At 39.2% G+C, this 16,089-nt stretch carries 17 protein-coding genes; 12 read left to right on the top strand and 5 right to left on the bottom strand.

The genetic code is table 11. The annotated features are described in order from the left end of the window. The first annotated feature begins 2 nt into the window (after positions 1 to 2). The 10 genes from fliR to A379_RS03025 all read left to right on the top strand — a co-directional run bounded on the left by fliR (position 3) and on the right by A379_RS03025 (position 10,766). Complete coding sequence (fliR, locus tag A379_RS03070) at positions 3 to 779, top strand: flagellar biosynthetic protein FliR (RefSeq protein ID WP_040725652.1); 777 nt, start codon at positions 3 to 5, stop codon at positions 777 to 779. A gap of 3 nt (positions 780 to 782) precedes the next feature. Further along, the gene (flhB, locus tag A379_RS03065) at positions 783 to 1,907 is read left to right on the top strand and encodes a flagellar biosynthesis protein FlhB (protein WP_040725651.1); all 1,125 of its coding nucleotides are present in this window, start codon (positions 783 to 785) and stop codon (positions 1,905 to 1,907) included. Between the two features lie 40 nt (positions 1,908 to 1,947). Then, complete coding sequence (flhA, locus tag A379_RS03060; RefSeq protein ID WP_051144968.1) at positions 1,948 to 4,038, top strand: flagellar biosynthesis protein FlhA; 2,091 nt, start codon at positions 1,948 to 1,950, stop codon at positions 4,036 to 4,038. Between the two features lies 1 nt (position 4,039). Next, the gene (gene flhF, locus A379_RS03055) at positions 4,040 to 5,212 is read left to right on the top strand and encodes a flagellar biosynthesis protein FlhF (RefSeq protein WP_040725648.1); all 1,173 of its coding nucleotides are present in this window, start codon (positions 4,040 to 4,042) and stop codon (positions 5,210 to 5,212) included. Further along, positions 5,202 to 6,080: a MinD/ParA family protein gene (locus A379_RS03050; RefSeq protein WP_040725646.1), complete on the top strand. Its 879-nt coding sequence runs from the start codon at positions 5,202 to 5,204 to the stop codon at positions 6,078 to 6,080. Before flhF ends, A379_RS03050 begins: the two co-directional genes overlap by 11 nt. Before the next feature lie 26 nt (positions 6,081 to 6,106). After that, positions 6,107 to 6,832, top strand: a complete 726-nt coding sequence (locus tag A379_RS03045; RefSeq protein WP_040725644.1) for an RNA polymerase sigma factor FliA — start codon at positions 6,107 to 6,109, stop codon at positions 6,830 to 6,832. Positions 6,833 to 6,879: 47 nt separating this feature from the next. Next, a complete protein-coding gene (locus tag A379_RS03040) occupies positions 6,880 to 7,275 on the top strand; it encodes a chemotaxis response regulator CheY (protein WP_198525688.1) in 396 nt (131 codons plus the stop codon). A gap of 97 nt (positions 7,276 to 7,372) precedes the next feature. Then, positions 7,373 to 8,053: a protein phosphatase CheZ gene (locus A379_RS03035; protein ID WP_040725643.1), complete on the top strand. Its 681-nt coding sequence runs from the start codon at positions 7,373 to 7,375 to the stop codon at positions 8,051 to 8,053. A gap of 134 nt (positions 8,054 to 8,187) precedes the next feature. After that, positions 8,188 to 10,260 (top strand): chemotaxis protein CheA, encoded by a 2,073-nt coding sequence (locus tag A379_RS03030; RefSeq protein ID WP_040725641.1) that lies wholly within the window; start codon positions 8,188 to 8,190, stop codon positions 10,258 to 10,260. An 11-nt stretch (positions 10,261 to 10,271) separates the two neighbouring features. Beyond that, positions 10,272 to 10,766 carry a chemotaxis protein CheW gene (locus tag A379_RS03025; RefSeq protein WP_040725636.1) on the top strand — a complete coding sequence of 165 codons (495 nt, stop codon included), beginning with the start codon at positions 10,272 to 10,274 and terminating at the stop codon, positions 10,764 to 10,766. Between the two features lie 183 nt (positions 10,767 to 10,949). Here A379_RS03025 and A379_RS03020 read toward each other — a convergent pair whose 3' ends face one another. From A379_RS03020 to A379_RS03000, 5 genes are all read right to left on the bottom strand, one after another. Further along, the gene (locus A379_RS03020) at positions 10,950 to 11,279 is read right to left on the bottom strand and encodes an EscU/YscU/HrcU family type III secretion system export apparatus switch protein (protein WP_040725634.1); all 330 of its coding nucleotides are present in this window, start codon (positions 11,277 to 11,279) and stop codon (positions 10,950 to 10,952) included. 45 nt (positions 11,280 to 11,324) lie between these two features. After that, positions 11,325 to 11,597, bottom strand: a complete 273-nt coding sequence (locus A379_RS03015) for an STAS domain-containing protein (RefSeq protein WP_040725631.1) — start codon at positions 11,595 to 11,597, stop codon at positions 11,325 to 11,327. Between the two features lie 44 nt (positions 11,598 to 11,641). Then, positions 11,642 to 12,001, bottom strand: a complete 360-nt coding sequence (locus tag A379_RS03010) for a response regulator (RefSeq protein ID WP_040725627.1) — start codon at positions 11,999 to 12,001, stop codon at positions 11,642 to 11,644. A gap of 70 nt (positions 12,002 to 12,071) precedes the next feature. After that, positions 12,072 to 12,596: a chemotaxis protein CheW gene (locus A379_RS03005; RefSeq protein ID WP_051144967.1), complete on the bottom strand. Its 525-nt coding sequence runs from the start codon at positions 12,594 to 12,596 to the stop codon at positions 12,072 to 12,074. A gap of 165 nt (positions 12,597 to 12,761) precedes the next feature. After that, entirely contained in the window at positions 12,762 to 13,808 is a 1,047-nt protein-coding gene (locus tag A379_RS03000) for a flagellar hook-length control protein FliK (RefSeq protein WP_040725624.1), read from the bottom strand. 221 nt (positions 13,809 to 14,029) lie between these two features. On the opposite strand from A379_RS03000, the gene A379_RS02995 reads away from it, so the two are divergent. Both A379_RS02995 and A379_RS02990 read left to right on the top strand, forming a co-directional pair. Further along, complete coding sequence (locus A379_RS02995) at positions 14,030 to 14,857, top strand: protein-glutamate O-methyltransferase CheR (protein WP_040725622.1); 828 nt, start codon at positions 14,030 to 14,032, stop codon at positions 14,855 to 14,857. A gap of 62 nt (positions 14,858 to 14,919) precedes the next feature. Continuing rightward, positions 14,920 to 16,044 carry a chemotaxis response regulator protein-glutamate methylesterase gene (locus tag A379_RS02990; RefSeq protein ID WP_040725620.1) on the top strand — a complete coding sequence of 375 codons (1,125 nt, stop codon included), beginning with the start codon at positions 14,920 to 14,922 and terminating at the stop codon, positions 16,042 to 16,044. The last annotated feature ends 45 nt before the right edge of the window (positions 16,045 to 16,089 follow it).

Here is a 16,089-nt window from a genome sequence, read left to right as displayed (position 1 = left end):
TCATGTCATTTAACTATCCAGAATTTTTACAGCTGGTTGGTTTGTACTTCTACCCATTTGTAAGAATTGGTGCAATGCTCTCTATTATTCCTTTGTACGGACTTAGGTCTGTTCCTGTACGTTCTAGAGTTATTTTAACCTTTTTTTTAACACTCGTTATTGCGCCATCTCTCTCAATGCCACCTCCTGTTGATCCATTTACTTGGCAAGGTGTTCTATATATTTTGCAGCAGATGTTAATCGGTTTGGCAATGGGGCTGGTGTTTTTGGTTGTTTTTCAGGCTTTTGTTATTGCGGGGCATTTAATCTCAATGGGAATGGGTTTGGCCTTTGCGCAAATGGTTGATCCTGGAACGGGGGTTAACTCACCAGTTGTTTCTCAGTATTTTACCATTGTCGTGACGCTACTGTTTTTAGCTTTAAATGGTCATCTATTAGTCATTCAGGTAATGGCGGATAGCTTTGAATACCTGCCAATAGGCATACACTTTTTTAATACAGATAGTTTGTGGTTGTTGGTAGAATTTGGTAGTTATATGTTTACTGCTGGGGTGTTGGTTGCTTTGCCAGCAATAACCGCTTTATTATTGATTAACGTCTCTTTTGGCGTGGTCACACGAGCAGCCCCCTCGTTAAATATCTTTGCGGTTGGTTTTCCTGTTACCCTGTTAGCAGGCCTGGTAATGTTGTCGCTAACAACGCCAATTGTTTTACCACACCTTCAAGAGTTAATTCATCGCGCTGTCGATGTTATTAGTCAGTTGCGTTTAACGGAGTAAGTCATGGCTGAAAATGCTGACGGCAGTGAAAAATCCGAAGAACCTACCCAGAAAAAATTGGATGATGCTCGAGATAAAGGGCAGATACCACGTTCAAAAGAATTAACCACCTTGTTGATTACCTTATCAGCGGCCATATTTATGCTGCTATATGGTGGGGCAATGATGCAAGATTTTATTGATATGATGATTAAGGGCATTAGTTTTGATCGTGATATTGCTTTCGATACTCAAAAAATGTTTGATTTAATTATCGCGTTGATTATCAAAGCGATTTATCTGATGTTACCGTTCATTTTAGTCATGATGTTTATTGCGTTAGTTTCTCCTATATTGTTGGGTGGTTGGGCTTTTAGTGCCAAAGCCTTAGCGCCAAAAGCCAGTAAGTTAAACCCAATATCAGGCATTAAGCGCATGTTTTCTGTTAAAGCGTTGTTAGAGTTATTGAAAGCCTTTGCTAAGTTCAGCTTGGTAATGGCTATGGCAACCTATTTTTTATACTTCACTTTTGCTGAAGTTTTAGTTCTGGGGATTGAGCCTCTGAAGTTTGCCATGGCGCATTCGGGAAGTTTAATTGTTCAGGCGTTTATTTTTGTCAGTTTATCGTTATTAATTGTGGCAGCAATCGATGTCCCTTTTCAACTTTGGGATCATAATAAACAGCTCAAAATGACTAAGCAAGAAGTGAAAGAGGAGTACAAACAACAAGAGGGTAATCCAGAGGTAAAAGGCCGTATTAGACAGGTTCAAAGAGAGATGTCCCAACGTAGAATGATGCAAAAGGTGCCAGAAGCCGATGTCATTATTACCAACCCCACACATTTTGCCGTGGCGCTTAAATACGACCCTGAAAGCATGCAGGAACCTATGGTTTTAGCTATGGGGGTAGACTTTATGGCCGCACAGATTAGAACGATTGCAAAAGAGAATAATATTAGCATTGTAGAAGCGCCACCTTTAGCAAGGGCTTTATACTATAATGCAGAAATAGATCGTCCTATACCATACGATTTATTTAAAGCCGTTGCCTCTGTACTCGCTTACATTTATCAGCTTAAAGAGATGGGAAAGGCCGACGAAGTGGATTTTGCTCGTTTGCCGATACCTCCTGAGATGAAAACGGAATGATAAATTTAAATCATAATACTTTTGGTTATTTACTCAATTAATGAACTTTACTCAATTACTCAATAAAGCAAAACAGAGCATGGCTAGCAGCTTGGGTGTACCAATTGCTGTGCTGGCTCTATTGGGTATGGTTACAATACCGCTCCCTCCTTTTTTACTTGATATATTCTTTACCTTCAATATTGCACTTTCTCTTGTGGTATTAATGGTTACCTTGTATGCCAAAAGACCTTTGGATTTTGCTGTTTTTCCAACCATTATTTTACTGGCAACCTTATTTAGGCTTTCTCTTAATATCGCCTCAACCAGGGTTATTCTTTTAGAGGGGCACACAGGGGGAGCTTCAGCAGGGGAAGTCATTGCCGCTTTTGGTGAGTTTGTAATTGGTGGAAATTATGCGGTAGGTTTAGTCGTCTTTGCGATATTGGTTGTTATTAACTTTGTGGTTATAACGAAAGGGGCTGGGCGAGTTGCAGAAGTCAGCGCACGATTTACTTTGGATTCCATGCCAGGTAAACAGATGGCCATTGATGCCGATTTAAATGCTGGCCTAATTACGCAAGAGGAAGCGCAAGTCAGACGTGCTGAAATTGCGACTGAGGCAGAATTTTATGGTTCGATGGATGGGGCAAGTAAATTTGTTCGTGGTGACGCCATCGCTGGAATTATTATATTATTCATTAACTTGATTGGTGGGTTTGCGATAGGTGTCGGGCAGCACGACCTCTCATTCAGTAATGCTGCCCAGGTTTATACCATCTTGACGTTAGGTGATGGGCTTGTCGCTCAAATTCCAGCCTTATTACTCTCTACTGCCACAGCCATTATTGTGACCCGTGTTACAGGTGGTGATAAAAAAGACATGGGTGAGCAGATTCAGTTACAGATGTTTGCTAACCCAAAAGCTTTAGGAACGGCAGCAGGGATTGTTGGATTTTTAGGGTTAATACCAGGTATGCCAAACTTCGCATTTCTAGCTTTCGCAAGTGTGGCTGGAGGTGGAGCTTATCTTATCCATAAACAGAAAAAAGAGGGGTTGCAGACTGAGCCTATTGAAATCCCAGAAGAAGTTGAATCAAAACCTGCCGACTTAAGTTGGGACGATGTTCAATCGGTAGATGTGCTAGGTTTAGAAGTCGGTTACCGACTAATTCCGATGGTAGATCAAGCTCAAAATGGCCAATTATTAGATCGAGTTAAAGGGGTACGACGTAAAGTTTCACAAGAACTGGGCTTTTTAGTACCTCCTGTTCATATTCGTGATAATTTAGATTTAAAACCTAATCAATACCGAGTGATGTTGATGGGCGTTCCAGCAGGTGATGGAGAGGTATTCCCTGAACGTGAGCTTGCCATTAATCCTGGGCAAGTGTTTGGAGAAATCGCAGGAACGGTAACCAAAGATCCAACTTTTGGACTTGATGCCGTTTGGATTGCTCCTTCTGATCAAGACCAAGCTCAGGCGCTTGGTTATACGGTTGTTGACTCAAGCACGGTTGTAGCAACCCATGTTAGTCAGCTTATTCAAGATTATGCTTTTGAATTACTTGGGCATGATGAGGTTCAGCAACTATTAGATAAAGTAAAAAACGCCTCTCCAAAATTAGTAACAGAGCTTGTGCCTGACAAGTTATCACTTGCGACTTTAGTTAAAGTATTACAGAATCTTTTGCGGGAGAAGGTTTCAATTCGCGATATGCGTACCATTTTAGAAACCTTAACTAAGCAGTCTGGTCAGACACAAGATGCCGCTGACTTAACGATTCACGTACGTACCGCTTTAGGACGTTCCATTATTCAAGACATCGTTGGTCAAGATGAAGAGTTAAAAGTCATTACTTTGGACCCTAGCTTGGAACAGATATTGCTCCAAGCAACTCAAGGCGCGCCAGAAGGTCAGCTCGCGATTGAACCAGGCCTGGCAGAAAGATTGCACGGCACGCTAAAAGAAGAATCGCAGAAAATGGAAATGTCTGGCCAATCCGCTGTATTGCTGGTTGCTCCGCAAATTAGAGCGCAATTGGCAAGACTGTTTAGGTATAGTTTGCCAACTCTGTATATTTTAGCGTATTCTGAGGTGCCAGAAAATCGACAGATCAGTGTAGTCGCAAGCGTAGGTCAGGGAGGATAACTTGAAAATAAAGCGTTATTTTGCACCTAATATGCGCCAGGCGATGAATCTCGTGAGGGACGAACATGGCGATGATGCTGTGATTTTGTCTACAAAAGATACAGAGGATGGTGTTGAGATTGTCGCGGCATTAGACCCTGATTCGAATCAGTCTAACCAAGAGAAGTCTAAAACGCAGGGGAGTTCTTATCACTCCCCAGAGATGTCAAACACACAGTTTAATTCCTCACCTCAACAAGCGAGCCCCGAGTTAGGCAATATGGCAGAAGAGTTAAAGGCTGTTCGTGCCTTGCTTGAAAATCAATTGTCAGGTCTTGCTTGGAATCAGGCAGAACAAAATGATCCTGCAAGAATTGAGTTGATTAAACGTTTAGTTAAGCTGGGAGTTGGCTGGAATTTAAGTGAAAAGTTAGTCAATGCTCTACCTGTAGTGAATCAACAGGCCTGGTCAACTATATTGGCAGAAATGGAGAGTCAAATTCCTGTTTTGGAAAGGGATATGATCGACCGAGGTGGGATTTTTGCTTTAGTTGGCCCAACGGGTGTTGGTAAAACAACGACTATAGCAAAAATTGCTAGTCGTTTTGTGATGCGAAACAGCCCAAACGAGCTGGCTCTGATTACAACGGACTGTTATAAGATTGGGGCTCAGGCGCAATTAAAAACATTTGCAGAATTGATTAATGTTCCTGTTCATGTCGCTAAAACGCAAGGAGAGTTATATGCATTGCTTGCATCCTTAGCGAATAAAAAATTAATTTTGATTGACACGGCTGGCATGAGTCAAAGGGATTTACAGCTTTCTCAACAAGTGACTTCAGGACATGAAGGAGTGACCACCGTCAGGAATTATTTAGTTATGTCGGCAGCAACACAGTTATCTGTTATGAAAGATATAGTAAAATCATTTAACCAGATTGTATTAACAGGTTGTATCTTGACCAAAGTGGATGAAGCCTTACAATTAGGTAATGTGCTGACAGTATTAATTGAAGAACAATTGCCGATTGCCTATTTATCGAATGGGCAAAGAGTACCAGAGGACCTAGAATCTGTGAGAACCAGAGAATTTATTGATCGAGTGATTGTACTAGGTCAGCAAAATACAGAAAGTAATCAAAATGAGCAAGCCTTTCGTTTAGGATTAGGTAAGGAGATTTCAAGTGCTCAATGATCAAGCAGCAGGATTACGTGCAATGCATGCCAATAAAACACCTACACATGAAAAGCCCCAACAGCCTGTTAGAGTGATTGCCGTCGCCAGTGGTAAAGGGGGAGTGGGTAAAACGAATGTTTCTGTGAACTTAGGTGTGTCACTATCAAAGCTTGGTAATAGAGTTTTGTTAATGGATGCCGATATGGGGCTGGCAAACGTAGATATTATGTTAGGCCTGCAAACGAAATATAATTTATCTCATGTGCTAGATGGTGAAAAAACATTACAAGAAGTGATTGTTGAAGGCCCAGGTGGTTTGAAAATTATTCCAGCGGCCTCAGGGGTTCGCAGAATGGCACAACTGAGTGCCATGGAAAATGCGGGTATTATTAATGCCTTTTCTGAATTGAATGGTGAACTTGATATTTTAATTGTTGATACTGCTGCAGGTATTGCGGATAGCGTGGTTAGTTTTTGCCGAGCCGCTCAAGAAGTGGTCGTTGTAGTGACTGATGAGCCCGCTTCTATTACGGATGCTTACGCATTAGTTAAGGTGTTAAGTCGTGACTACCAACTCACACAGTTCAGACTTCTAGCGAATATGAGTCGCTCTCCTGCGCATGGTAGGCAGCTTTATGAAAAGTTTGCAAAAGTGTGTGAGCAGTTTTTAGATGTCAGTATTGATTATCTTGGAACGGTGCCTTTTGATCATGATTTGCGAGAAGCTGTCCAGAGGCAAATTCCCGTTACCGTATATAAGCCAAATAGCGATGCAGCACAATCGTTTAAAAGTATGGCGCAACAAATACAAAGATGGCCAATTCCAAGAGGCGTAACGGGTTACTTACAATTTTTTGTTGAAAACTTGTTTAATTCTGGGCGTTAAGACGTCAATAAAGGGTGAAATAGAGAATGAGCGGTACACACGTTTATGAGCAAGTCCAAAAGCAGTCGAGTAATGAATTACTTGATTTAGAATCGTATTTGCCTCTAGTAAAGCGTATAGCCTATCATTTAAAAGGGCGTTTACCTGATAGTGTTTTTGTTGATGACTTAATCCAATCAGGTATTATCGGCTTGATTGAAGCGATGCAGAAATTCAATGCCAATCAAGGGGCAAGTTTTGAAACTTACGCGGGAATTCGCATTCGTGGGGCGATGCTTGACGAAATTAGAAAGGGGGATTGGACTCCGCGCTCAGTGCATCGTAAATCCCGTGAAGTCAGTGATGCAATCCATCGTGTAGAAGTGAAAGTCGGGCGAGAAGCTCGGGATGAAGAAATCGCTATCGAGATGGGGGTCGAAATTGAACAGTACTACCATATCTTACAAGATACAAGTTCTGCGCAACTCCTATCTATTGATGAACCAGACCATGAAGAGCTTTCCGAAGGCAAAATTATTGGGGGAAGCCAAACACCTTTTGCAGAGCTTTCAGAAAGTGGTTTTCAACAGGCCTTAGCCTCTGAGATAGGTAATCTTCCAGAAAAAGAAAAACTGGTAATGGCTCTATATTATGATGAAGAGTTAAATCTTAAAGAGATTGGCGAAGTGTTAGAAGTCAGTGAATCAAGAGTGAGTCAAATACATAGCCAGGCAATTAAACGAATTCGTTCTAGAATGGTAAATTGGTTGTAAGAGAATATTGGAAATGTGTTTTTTGAAATGGCGGGTTCATTGTGCAGATTAACCAAGGTATGAAAATTCTTGTTGTGGATGATTTTTCTACAATGCGTACCATTGTTAAAGACTTGCTACGAGAGTTGGGTTTTAGCCATTTTGAAGAAGCAGAAGATGGCGTTAAAGCATGGGCTATGATTCAGACAGCCCATTATGACTTTATTGTTTGTGACTGGAATATGCCTAATATGACGGGTTTGGAACTTTTAAAAAAAGTGCGTAACGAACCTTCTGTAAAAAACACGCCTTTTTTGTTAATCAGTGCAGAAGCTAAAAGATCACAAATTATTGAAGCCACTGAAGCAGGTGTAGATGATTACATTGTTAAACCCTTTACGGCCGCTACCCTAAATGAAAAAATTTACGCTATTTTTGAACGGATTTCAGCACAGTCTTTGTGAATATTGTTGTTGAAATTTCGAATTAAATCAAAAAGCTCATTACTGAATAACCTCAGTAATTGGGCTTTTTTTGTAGTTGTTTATAAGGAAGTTATTAATGAATAAAGCATCTCAAATCAATATTCAGCAAGCTAAGGCCTTGGTCGAAGCTCTAGAAGAAAATAATCATAAAAAAACAATACAAATTATTGATGAGATGACCCAAATTCGGGAATCAGAGCTCTTTCAGCAACTAAGTGCTTTGACGGACAACTTACATTTAACTTTAGATCATATTGATGATAATGCACTTTTTATGCAAACCAAGCATGATATTCCTGATGCAACTGAGCGTTTAGAGTACGTTATTCAAACGACTGAACAAGCGAGTAATCAGACTTTAGATACCGCTGAAGAAGCTTTACAGCATTTGGATAGTGTTCAGACGCTATTAAAAGCAGAGGTGTCTGCAGAAGAGATTGATGTAATCAAACATGAGGTAGCGAAAGTAAGCGAAAATTTAACAAATATCATGCTTGCACAGTCATACCAAGACTTAACAGGCCAGGTATTAAACAGGGTGATTTTTGTTATTAGTTCTTTAGAGCAAAGTTTGATTCAGTTAATCGAAAACTCTGGTCATGATTATCATGCTATTCCTGATAGGGTATTGAGTGAGCAGGAGCAGAAATCAAAAGAAATGCACGGTGTTGGGCCTAATGTTACTCAAAATTCTAAAAAAGACATTGTGGAATCACAAGAAGATATTGATGATCTACTGAGTGATTTAGGCATTTAAGATTTACTAGCGTTTATTTGAGCTTCTTAGTAAGTTTTTAATTTTGTTCCTGGCATAAGGATTGCTTTGTTTATGTTATTAAATTCCGTGTTAATTTTATAAGACGGTATAGATAACGACCAAGAGGTGAAACTGTGGATGAAGAAATTTTACAAGACTTTTTAGTTGAAGCATCAGAGTTGGTCGATCAACTAAATGGGCAGTTAGTCGATTTGGAACATTCACCTACTGATTCTGATCTGCTTAATGCAGTGTTTAGAGGTTTTCATACTGTTAAAGGTGGTGCTGGTTTCTTAGGTATTACACCTCTTATTGAAGTTTGTCACCGAGCAGAAAACGTATTTGATAAAATTCGAAATGGTGATGTAAGTTACGATGCGGTTGCAGCAGATGTGATTTTGCGCGCTTTTGATGTTATTAGTGACTCAATTGATTTGCTGAATGATGGTGAAAGAGAGTTACCTGAAAATAACCCGCAACTTCTTGAAGAGCTAGATGCTTTGACTAAGGGGAAGGTAATATCTCCGCCAGTTGCTGAAGAACCCCAAGAGGAGTCTCATTTGCAACTTGCTGATGGAGTCGATCCTGACGGAGATATGACAGATGAAGAGTTTGAAGCTTTATTGAATCAAAGAGATAGTCATCCTACCAGTGCTCAAGAACCTAAGCCTGAATCAGGCCTTCAACTAGCTGATGGTGTTGACCCTGATGGAGATATGACAGATGAAGAGTTTGAGGCCTTATTAAATCAAAGGGATGCTACTGGCTCCGTCGAATCAGAACTCCAGTCTTCACCAGGCTTATCGCTAGATGAAAGCCTTGATCCTGATGGCGATATGACAGATGATGAGTTTGAAGCTTTACTTAATCAGCGTGATGTTTTAGAAAGTGAGATTAATGGTTCACCAGTATCTATACCTGAACCGATTATAGAGTTTTCACCAGATCCAGTAGCTGTTCAAAAAGCGGCTAAAGAAGCATCCGCTCCTGTAGCACAGAGTAAATCAACTAGTGCACCCAGTCCTAAAGCTCCTGCAAAAAATACAGCAGAATCTACGGTTCGTGTTGATACTAAACGTTTAGATGAAATTATGAACTTAGTGGGTGAGCTTGTTTTAGTTCGTAATCGTTTGCTAACGCTTAGAGGTGCAGAACGCAATATTGAAGAAATCTCTAACGCTGTTGGTAATCTCGATCATGTCACTACAGATTTACAAGCATCTGTGATGAAAACGCGAATGCAACCCGTTAAGAAGGTTTTTGGACGCTTCCCTCGAGTTGTGCGTGACTTAGCGAGAAAACTTGGAAAAGAGATCGATTTAGAGTTACGTGGTGAAGAAACCGATTTAGATAAAAACTTGGTCGAAGCATTAGCTGACCCCTTAGTCCACTTAGTCCGTAACTCTGTTGACCATGGTGTAGAAATGCCAGAAGAGCGTATTGCAGCAGGTAAACCTAAAAAAGGAACGGTGGTTCTTGCGGCCCAGCAAGAAGGGGATCATATATTACTATCCATTACCGATGATGGGAAAGGAATGGATCCTGATTTACTGCGTCGTAAAGCGGTAGAAAAAGGCATGATGGATGAGCTTACTGCGAATCAGTTAGATGATAAGTCTGCTTTTGAGCTTATTTTATCAGCGGGTTTCTCAACAGCTGAACAGATTAGCGACATCTCTGGTCGTGGCGTAGGGATGGATGTTGTTAAGAATATGATTACCAAGCTTAATGGTAGCATTGATATTCATTCCGTTCTGGGACAGGGAACGGAAATCAGCATTCGAGTTCCTTTGACATTGGCTATTTTACCAACACTAATGGTGTCATTTGGTAATGATAGCTATGCGATTCCATTAACGAGTGTTCAAGAAATTTTTGACTATGATGGTAGTAAAACGAACAGGATTGATGGTGCAATGATGGTACGTTTACGTAATCGAAGTGTGCCTTTGTTTTTCTTGTCAGAATGGTTGTCACCCGATGTGGTAAAAGACGATTATCGTGGAGACAAGGTTATTATCGTTTCTGTTGGTAATCAGCGTGCGGGCTTGGTCGTTGATCAAGTCAATGGTCAAGAAGAGGTTGTCATCAAGCCTTTAGGTGTAGGTCTAAAACATGTTCATGGTTATGCAGGAGCAACCATTACTGGTAATGGTAATATTGCGCTTATTTTAGATTTACCTGGTGTTGTGCAGCGTTTTCAGTAAGGAGAGTATGAATGCAATTAGTTAAAGAATCTCTTTCATCTTCTTCTCGTGGAGCGAGAGCCTTGGATGATGAGGATGAATATACTGGACCTAGTGCTCGTTGTGTCTTGTTTACATTAGAGAATGAGATTTATGGTATACAGGTTAAGAAAATCCGAGAGGTATTGAGGGTTGGCACCATCCGAAAAGTGGAAGGTTCTGATTATAATATTTTGGGTGTGATTAATGTACGTGGTGTTATTGTTACCGTCATTGATACTCGGGTTATGTATGGAATGCCCCCAAAAGAGATAAATGATTTGTCTCGAATCATTATTGTTGAGTTAGATGATGAAAAAACCGTTGGAATGTTGGTTGATTTTGTTATGGAAGTGAAAGATATTCCAGAAAATAAATTTGAAGCCTTGTCAGCCAGTAAGGACAATGCCTCTTCCTATATTCAAGGGATTGCTCATTTTGAAGATAATGTGATTATCTTGATAGAAGTAGACAATATGTTTAGTTAATCTCATCGCTGTTTATGTAGGTTTTTAAAGCCGTATCTTATGGTTAGATGTCATATTTAACTCATTAAGGTGCGGCTTTTTGCTTTAGGTTTTATTCATGAACTTGTATAAAGCCGTTTAATGTTTTACTTTTAACATCGATTACATATAGAGGAATAGAGGAGTATACAAGCGGTCGTGAGATTATTTGTTGGTGTTATCTTTGTTTTTTGTCGTTTCTGAATTGATAGGCGCGTGGTCTATTGGCGATTTTCCGCTGATTTGATAGGCAAATATGAGAACTTGAGCCACTGCTTCATAGAGTGTTTCTGGAATTTCTTGGTTAAGTTCAACTTGACTCAATAAACCAACAAGATTAGGGTCACTTTGAATTGGAATATTGTTTTTTCTAGCCGTATTGATAATCTCTTCGGCAATATATCCTCTACCTTTAGCCGTGACTTTAGGAGCGCCAGAACCTTCATATTCGAGTGATATGGCAAAGGAATCAGTGAGTGTTTTGGTTTCTTTCATATTCGTAAGAAAGGAGGGGATAAAAAAACGGCTTATAGCCGTTTTTTATAGAGAAAGTTCAGAAGCAATACCGAGTTTTTCAGCATTTAATTTCAGAGTTTCTGGTACATCTTGCCAGACCACTTTTTTACCATTCTCTACTGCTGCTTTTACTAAAACAAGCAAAGTTTGAAGGCCAGATGTATCAATGGTTTCAACGGCAGAGGCTTGAAATGTGATCTCATCTCCCATATCGTTAAACTTTTTATTTAGTTCGTTGAAGTGACCCTCAATATGGTGAATGGTTAAGTTCTCTGGAAGTTGAATGATATTACTCATATTAATTAATACCTTATTTAACGGCTTTAAACGCTAAGTAGTGCTTAAAGTACTCGGTTAATAACTGACAACAGTTTTTCTGGACTAAAAGGTTTGACAATCCAGCCTGTTGCACCCGCTTCTTTACCTTTGGTTTTCATATCACCAGAAGACTCAGTGGTTAAACATAAAATCGGAGTGAATTTAAAATTTGGCATAGCTCGAAGAGCAGTGATTAATTCAATTCCATTCATGTTAGGCATATTGATATCTGTAACAATTAAGTCAAACTGATTTTGCTGAGCTATACTTAAAGCCACAGCGCCATCTTCAGCTTCAGTTACATCATGTCCTGCTGATTTAAGGGACATGCTTACCATTTGTCTCATAGATTTAGAATCATCAACAGCTAAAATCTTTGCCATCTTAACACTCTCACTTTTCGTAAATTTATATTAGAAGTTATTAATTATTTGTTATTTATTATACAGACGACTATTCGATGTTTAAGGCTTTTTTAATTGAAGTCAAAATACCATCGTTAATTAATTGGTCAACATGCAGAACAATAACCATTTTATCTGAAACAGTGGCCAATCCATTGACATAGTCTGTATGTATTGTGCCCCCCATTTCCGGGGCGATTTGTAATTCTGATCTATTTAAGGCATAAACATCTGAAACGCCATCAACTACAAGACCGATGATTTTTTGTGCACCAGAACTGTTTACAGAGCGCACGATAATTACCACGGTTGAATCATTGTATGTGACTTCTTTTAAGCCAAAGCGTACTCGTAGATCAACAATTGGAACAACAGAACCCCTAAGGTTAATTACTCCCATAACAAAGGCAGGGGTGTTTGGTATGGCAGTTGTTTTTTCCCAACCTTTAATCTCTTGAACTCTCAATATGTCTACACCATATTCTTCATCACCCAATACAAAGCTTAAAACTTGATCGTCTGCAGATTCGTTGTTTTCAATGTTTTTTTGAATGGCATCCAAATCTTTATCCATGCTGCTATCTCTCTTTTGGTTGTTTCATGGTTTAGGGTAAGTTAACTGATTCAATTCAAAAGGTCTAGTTTTGTTGAATTAAGTTATTAAAAAATCTCTTAAAGATAGTTATGTTGAACTTTTTTGATGAAGAAGCAATAACATTGCCAAAAGAACTGTGTGGGTTTAAATTTTAATGTCAATTAGTGCTATTTTAGTAGAGCTATCAGTTTTTTTAGGTTTGTTTGGCGAGATAAGCATGGTTTTTAGATTTATTTCGTTGGACACTAATAACTCTTTTAAGATGTTAATATCGTTTTCAACAATATTTTTTAATTCTTCAGTTTCTGTCCAAATATAGCTATCAAGTTCATTTTCTTCTGAAAGCCTTAATTTAACGGATAGTAATCCTTGAGGAAGGGTCAAGTCTATATAAGCTTCCCAGTTGTCCTTATCTTCTTGCTTGTTTTGTCTAATTTCAATCTGATCGTTGTCCGCTTTTTTGTCTCTTTCAAATGGGATTTCTAGTGGCGTAATATTGGGGTTTTCAAACATTTGTATCTGTTGAACGGTAATGCGGCTAAGAGCTTGGTCTAAGAGGGTTGCCAGTTTGGTAAGCGCACTCGAACTCGTTTGCTGTTGAATCGCACTAACTTGCTGTTGTAGTTGTAATATTTGAGCTTTAACATCGTTTCTAACAGAGCTGATATCGAGCGTTTTTCCAGAGCTAAGTTTTGACTCTAAAAATAAACCGCTATTAGCCAATTTTTGTTTTAGGGTGTCGCCACTAATAGATTGGTTGGATTTAGAAACTAAATCTAACAGTTGTTGAACTGGAGCTTGCAGGCTAGGTGGCAAAGATTGCAATACTGTAATTTGTTGAAATACTTGAGTTAGAGGTGCTTGTAATGGAATAAATTGCCGATAGGCCGCTTGTAACGTTTGTGTTGTAGGTGTTGAAGTGGTTTGTTTATTTTGGGGGGTAACAATAACTAACTGTAAATCGGGTTTAACTTGGTTAACTTTTACCTGAATGGTTCCCGTTTCTTGAATGGGGGTTTTGCTTGTGGCAATTAGGGTTTGATTACCGATGGTTAATTGCACTTTATTGCCGCTTACAGATTGAATGTTGGCATTAAGTATTTGTCCTAGCTTTAATAGGCTCTCGACAGAGCTATTGGTTTTTACTGTCAATGCCTGAGTGTTTAGGTAGCTATTTGAAATTGTGACCATGGCTTAAATACATTCATCAATTAAGGTGTTATATGTTTTTTGTGTGCATAGCTTTTATTTGCCTCTATCGCTTTCAGCTATAATATCTTTTGAATTATAACTTTACAGGAAAACGACAAGATTAGCGTTGATTTAGTTTAACTAAATTAAGTTCATTGTGAATAATAGGCTAACTTATTGCTTTCAATCGTTATTAAACGTTATTTAAGGTAAGGCAAAAGATGAGCGAGCGCGAATTTAATTTTCAGGATGGCGACTTTAATCGTGTTAAAAAAATTGTCTATGATTATGCAGGTATTGATTTAAATGAGTCAAAAAAGAACTTAGTTTACAATCGGTTATCAAAGCGCATTCGCTTTTTAAATATGCAAACATTTGCAGAATATTTAAACTATGTTGAAGCTCAAGGTGAGTCAGAATTTGTTCATCTAATCAATGCGATTACTACCAACTTAACCTTCTTCTTTAGAGAAAACCATCATTTTGAATATCTTGCAAATACGGTTATACCAGGCCTGGTAAAAGCGAATCAAAGCAAAAAAAAGATTCGAGTTTGGTCTGCAGGTTGTTCTACGGGTGAAGAACCTTACTCAATTGCAATTATCTTAAAAGAAACGGTGCCAGCTGGATGGGATGCAAAAGTGATTGCAACCGACTTAGACTCAAATGTCGTAGACACAGGACAACGTGGCGTTTACCAAATAGATCGTTTAAAAGGCGTGACTGAAGAGCGAAAAAAACGTTGGTTTTTAAAAGGAACAGGTTCTCAAGAGGGGTTGGTCAAAGTAAAACCTGAATTGCAAGACGTTATTGAATTTGATCAGCTTAATTTAATGAGTGAGTGGCCTATAAAAGATGCCATTGATGTGATTTTTTGCCGAAATGTCGTAATCTACTTTGATAAGCCAACGCAAAGTAAATTATTTAATCGTTATGCAGATCGTTTACCTGATAATGGCCATCTATTTATTGGGCACTCTGAATCACTATACAAAGTGTGTGACCGCTTCGAATTATTAGGGCAAACGATATATAAAAAATTACATTGATAATAGATTGATGTAAAATTTTAATCAGCCTATAAAAAAACGCATTAAGAAAAAGGAATACAGTGACTACGCCAATTAAAGTTTTAATCGTTGATGACTCTGCTTTAGTCAGACAGATGTTACAAGAAATGTTATCAACCGATCCAGCTCTAACCGTCGTTGGAACTGCATCAGACCCTTATGATGCACGTGAAAAAATCAAGCAACTGCATCCCGATGTTTTAACTTTAGATGTTGAAATGCCTAAAATGGATGGTGTGACATTTCTAAAAAACTTGATGCGATTGCATCCCGTGCCTGTCGTCATGGTCTCGACCTTAACTGAAAAGGGGGCTGATGTAACGTTTGAAGCCATGGATTTAGGTGCGGTCGATTTTGTCACTAAACCTAAAATAGATTTAGCACATACTTTTGAAGACTATACGGTTGAAATTTGTAGAAAAGTGAAAACAGCTGCAAGAGTCAGTAAGTCAATGCTAGAGCGACAGTACGCTCGATATGTAGCAAACCAAAATCGTAAACCAACAGTAGCTACTACGGGAAGCCCTATTGTACAGAAACACTCAGCTGATGCAGTTATCCCTAAATCAACATTTAGTAACAGGCATTTTAAAACCACTGATAAAATTATTGCCCTTGGTGCTTCAACAGGAGGCACAGAGGCTATTAAAGAGGTTTTAATGAGGCTTCCTGCAAGTGCTCCTGGAATGGTAATAACTCAACACATTCCAGCCGCATTTAGCAAGCCTTTTGCAAATCGAATGGATACTGTTTCAGAAATGACCGTTATGGAGGCTGAAGATGGCCAACAAATCTTACCTGGTCATGTTTATATAGCGCCTGGGGATAAACATTTAATGGTTGCAAGAGATGGTGCTCGTTATATTTGTCGATTGAATGATGGTGAGCCCGTGAACCGTCATAAACCGTCGGTTGATGTCATGTTTAGAAGTGTTGTACAAAATGTGGGGCCTAATGCGATAGGTGTCATTCTTACGGGGATGGGAGCCGATGGTGCTATGGGAATGAAGGAGCTACAGCAAGTTGGTGTTCCAACCATTGCTCAAGATGAAAAAACCAGTGTTGTTTGGGGGATGCCAGGTGAGACTGTTAAGCTTAATGCGGCCGATTCAATACTGCCACTAGAACAAGTTGCAATTAAGATTATGGAGTTGGCAGCTCGTTAATTTCTATACTCAAAAATACCGCTATCAACTCACTCATCACTAAGC

Origin of the sequence: Thiomicrorhabdus sp. Kp2, from assembly GCF_000478585.1 — a bacterium.
In the GTDB taxonomy this organism is placed as follows: Bacteria; Pseudomonadota; Gammaproteobacteria; order Thiomicrospirales; family Thiomicrospiraceae; genus Thiomicrorhabdus.
This window is presented reverse-complemented; position numbering and strand designations above follow the sequence as displayed.

Excerpts from the sequence above, each read along its gene's own strand:
- fliR (WP_040725652.1), top strand. The coding sequence starts at position 3 with ATGTCATTTAACTATCCAGAATTTTTACAGCTGGTTGGTTTGTACTTC.
- flhB (WP_040725651.1), top strand. The coding sequence starts at position 783 with ATGGCTGAAAATGCTGACGGCAGTGAAAAATCCGAAGAACCTACCCAG.
- flhA (WP_051144968.1), top strand. The coding sequence starts at position 1,948 with ATGAACTTTACTCAATTACTCAATAAAGCAAAACAGAGCATGGCTAGC.
- A379_RS03045 (WP_040725644.1), top strand. The coding sequence starts at position 6,107 with ATGAGCGGTACACACGTTTATGAGCAAGTCCAAAAGCAGTCGAGTAAT.
- A379_RS03035 (WP_040725643.1), top strand. The coding sequence starts at position 7,373 with ATGAATAAAGCATCTCAAATCAATATTCAGCAAGCTAAGGCCTTGGTC.
- A379_RS03025 (WP_040725636.1), top strand. The coding sequence starts at position 10,272 with ATGCAATTAGTTAAAGAATCTCTTTCATCTTCTTCTCGTGGAGCGAGA.
- A379_RS03020 (WP_040725634.1), bottom strand. The coding sequence starts at position 11,279 with ATGAAAGAAACCAAAACACTCACTGATTCCTTTGCCATATCACTCGAA.
- A379_RS03015 (WP_040725631.1), bottom strand. The coding sequence starts at position 11,597 with ATGAGTAATATCATTCAACTTCCAGAGAACTTAACCATTCACCATATT.
- A379_RS03010 (WP_040725627.1), bottom strand. The coding sequence starts at position 12,001 with ATGGCAAAGATTTTAGCTGTTGATGATTCTAAATCTATGAGACAAATG.
- A379_RS03005 (WP_051144967.1), bottom strand. The coding sequence starts at position 12,596 with ATGGATAAAGATTTGGATGCCATTCAAAAAAACATTGAAAACAACGAA.
- A379_RS03000 (WP_040725624.1), bottom strand. The coding sequence starts at position 13,808 with ATGGTCACAATTTCAAATAGCTACCTAAACACTCAGGCATTGACAGTA.
- A379_RS02995 (WP_040725622.1), top strand. The coding sequence starts at position 14,030 with ATGAGCGAGCGCGAATTTAATTTTCAGGATGGCGACTTTAATCGTGTT.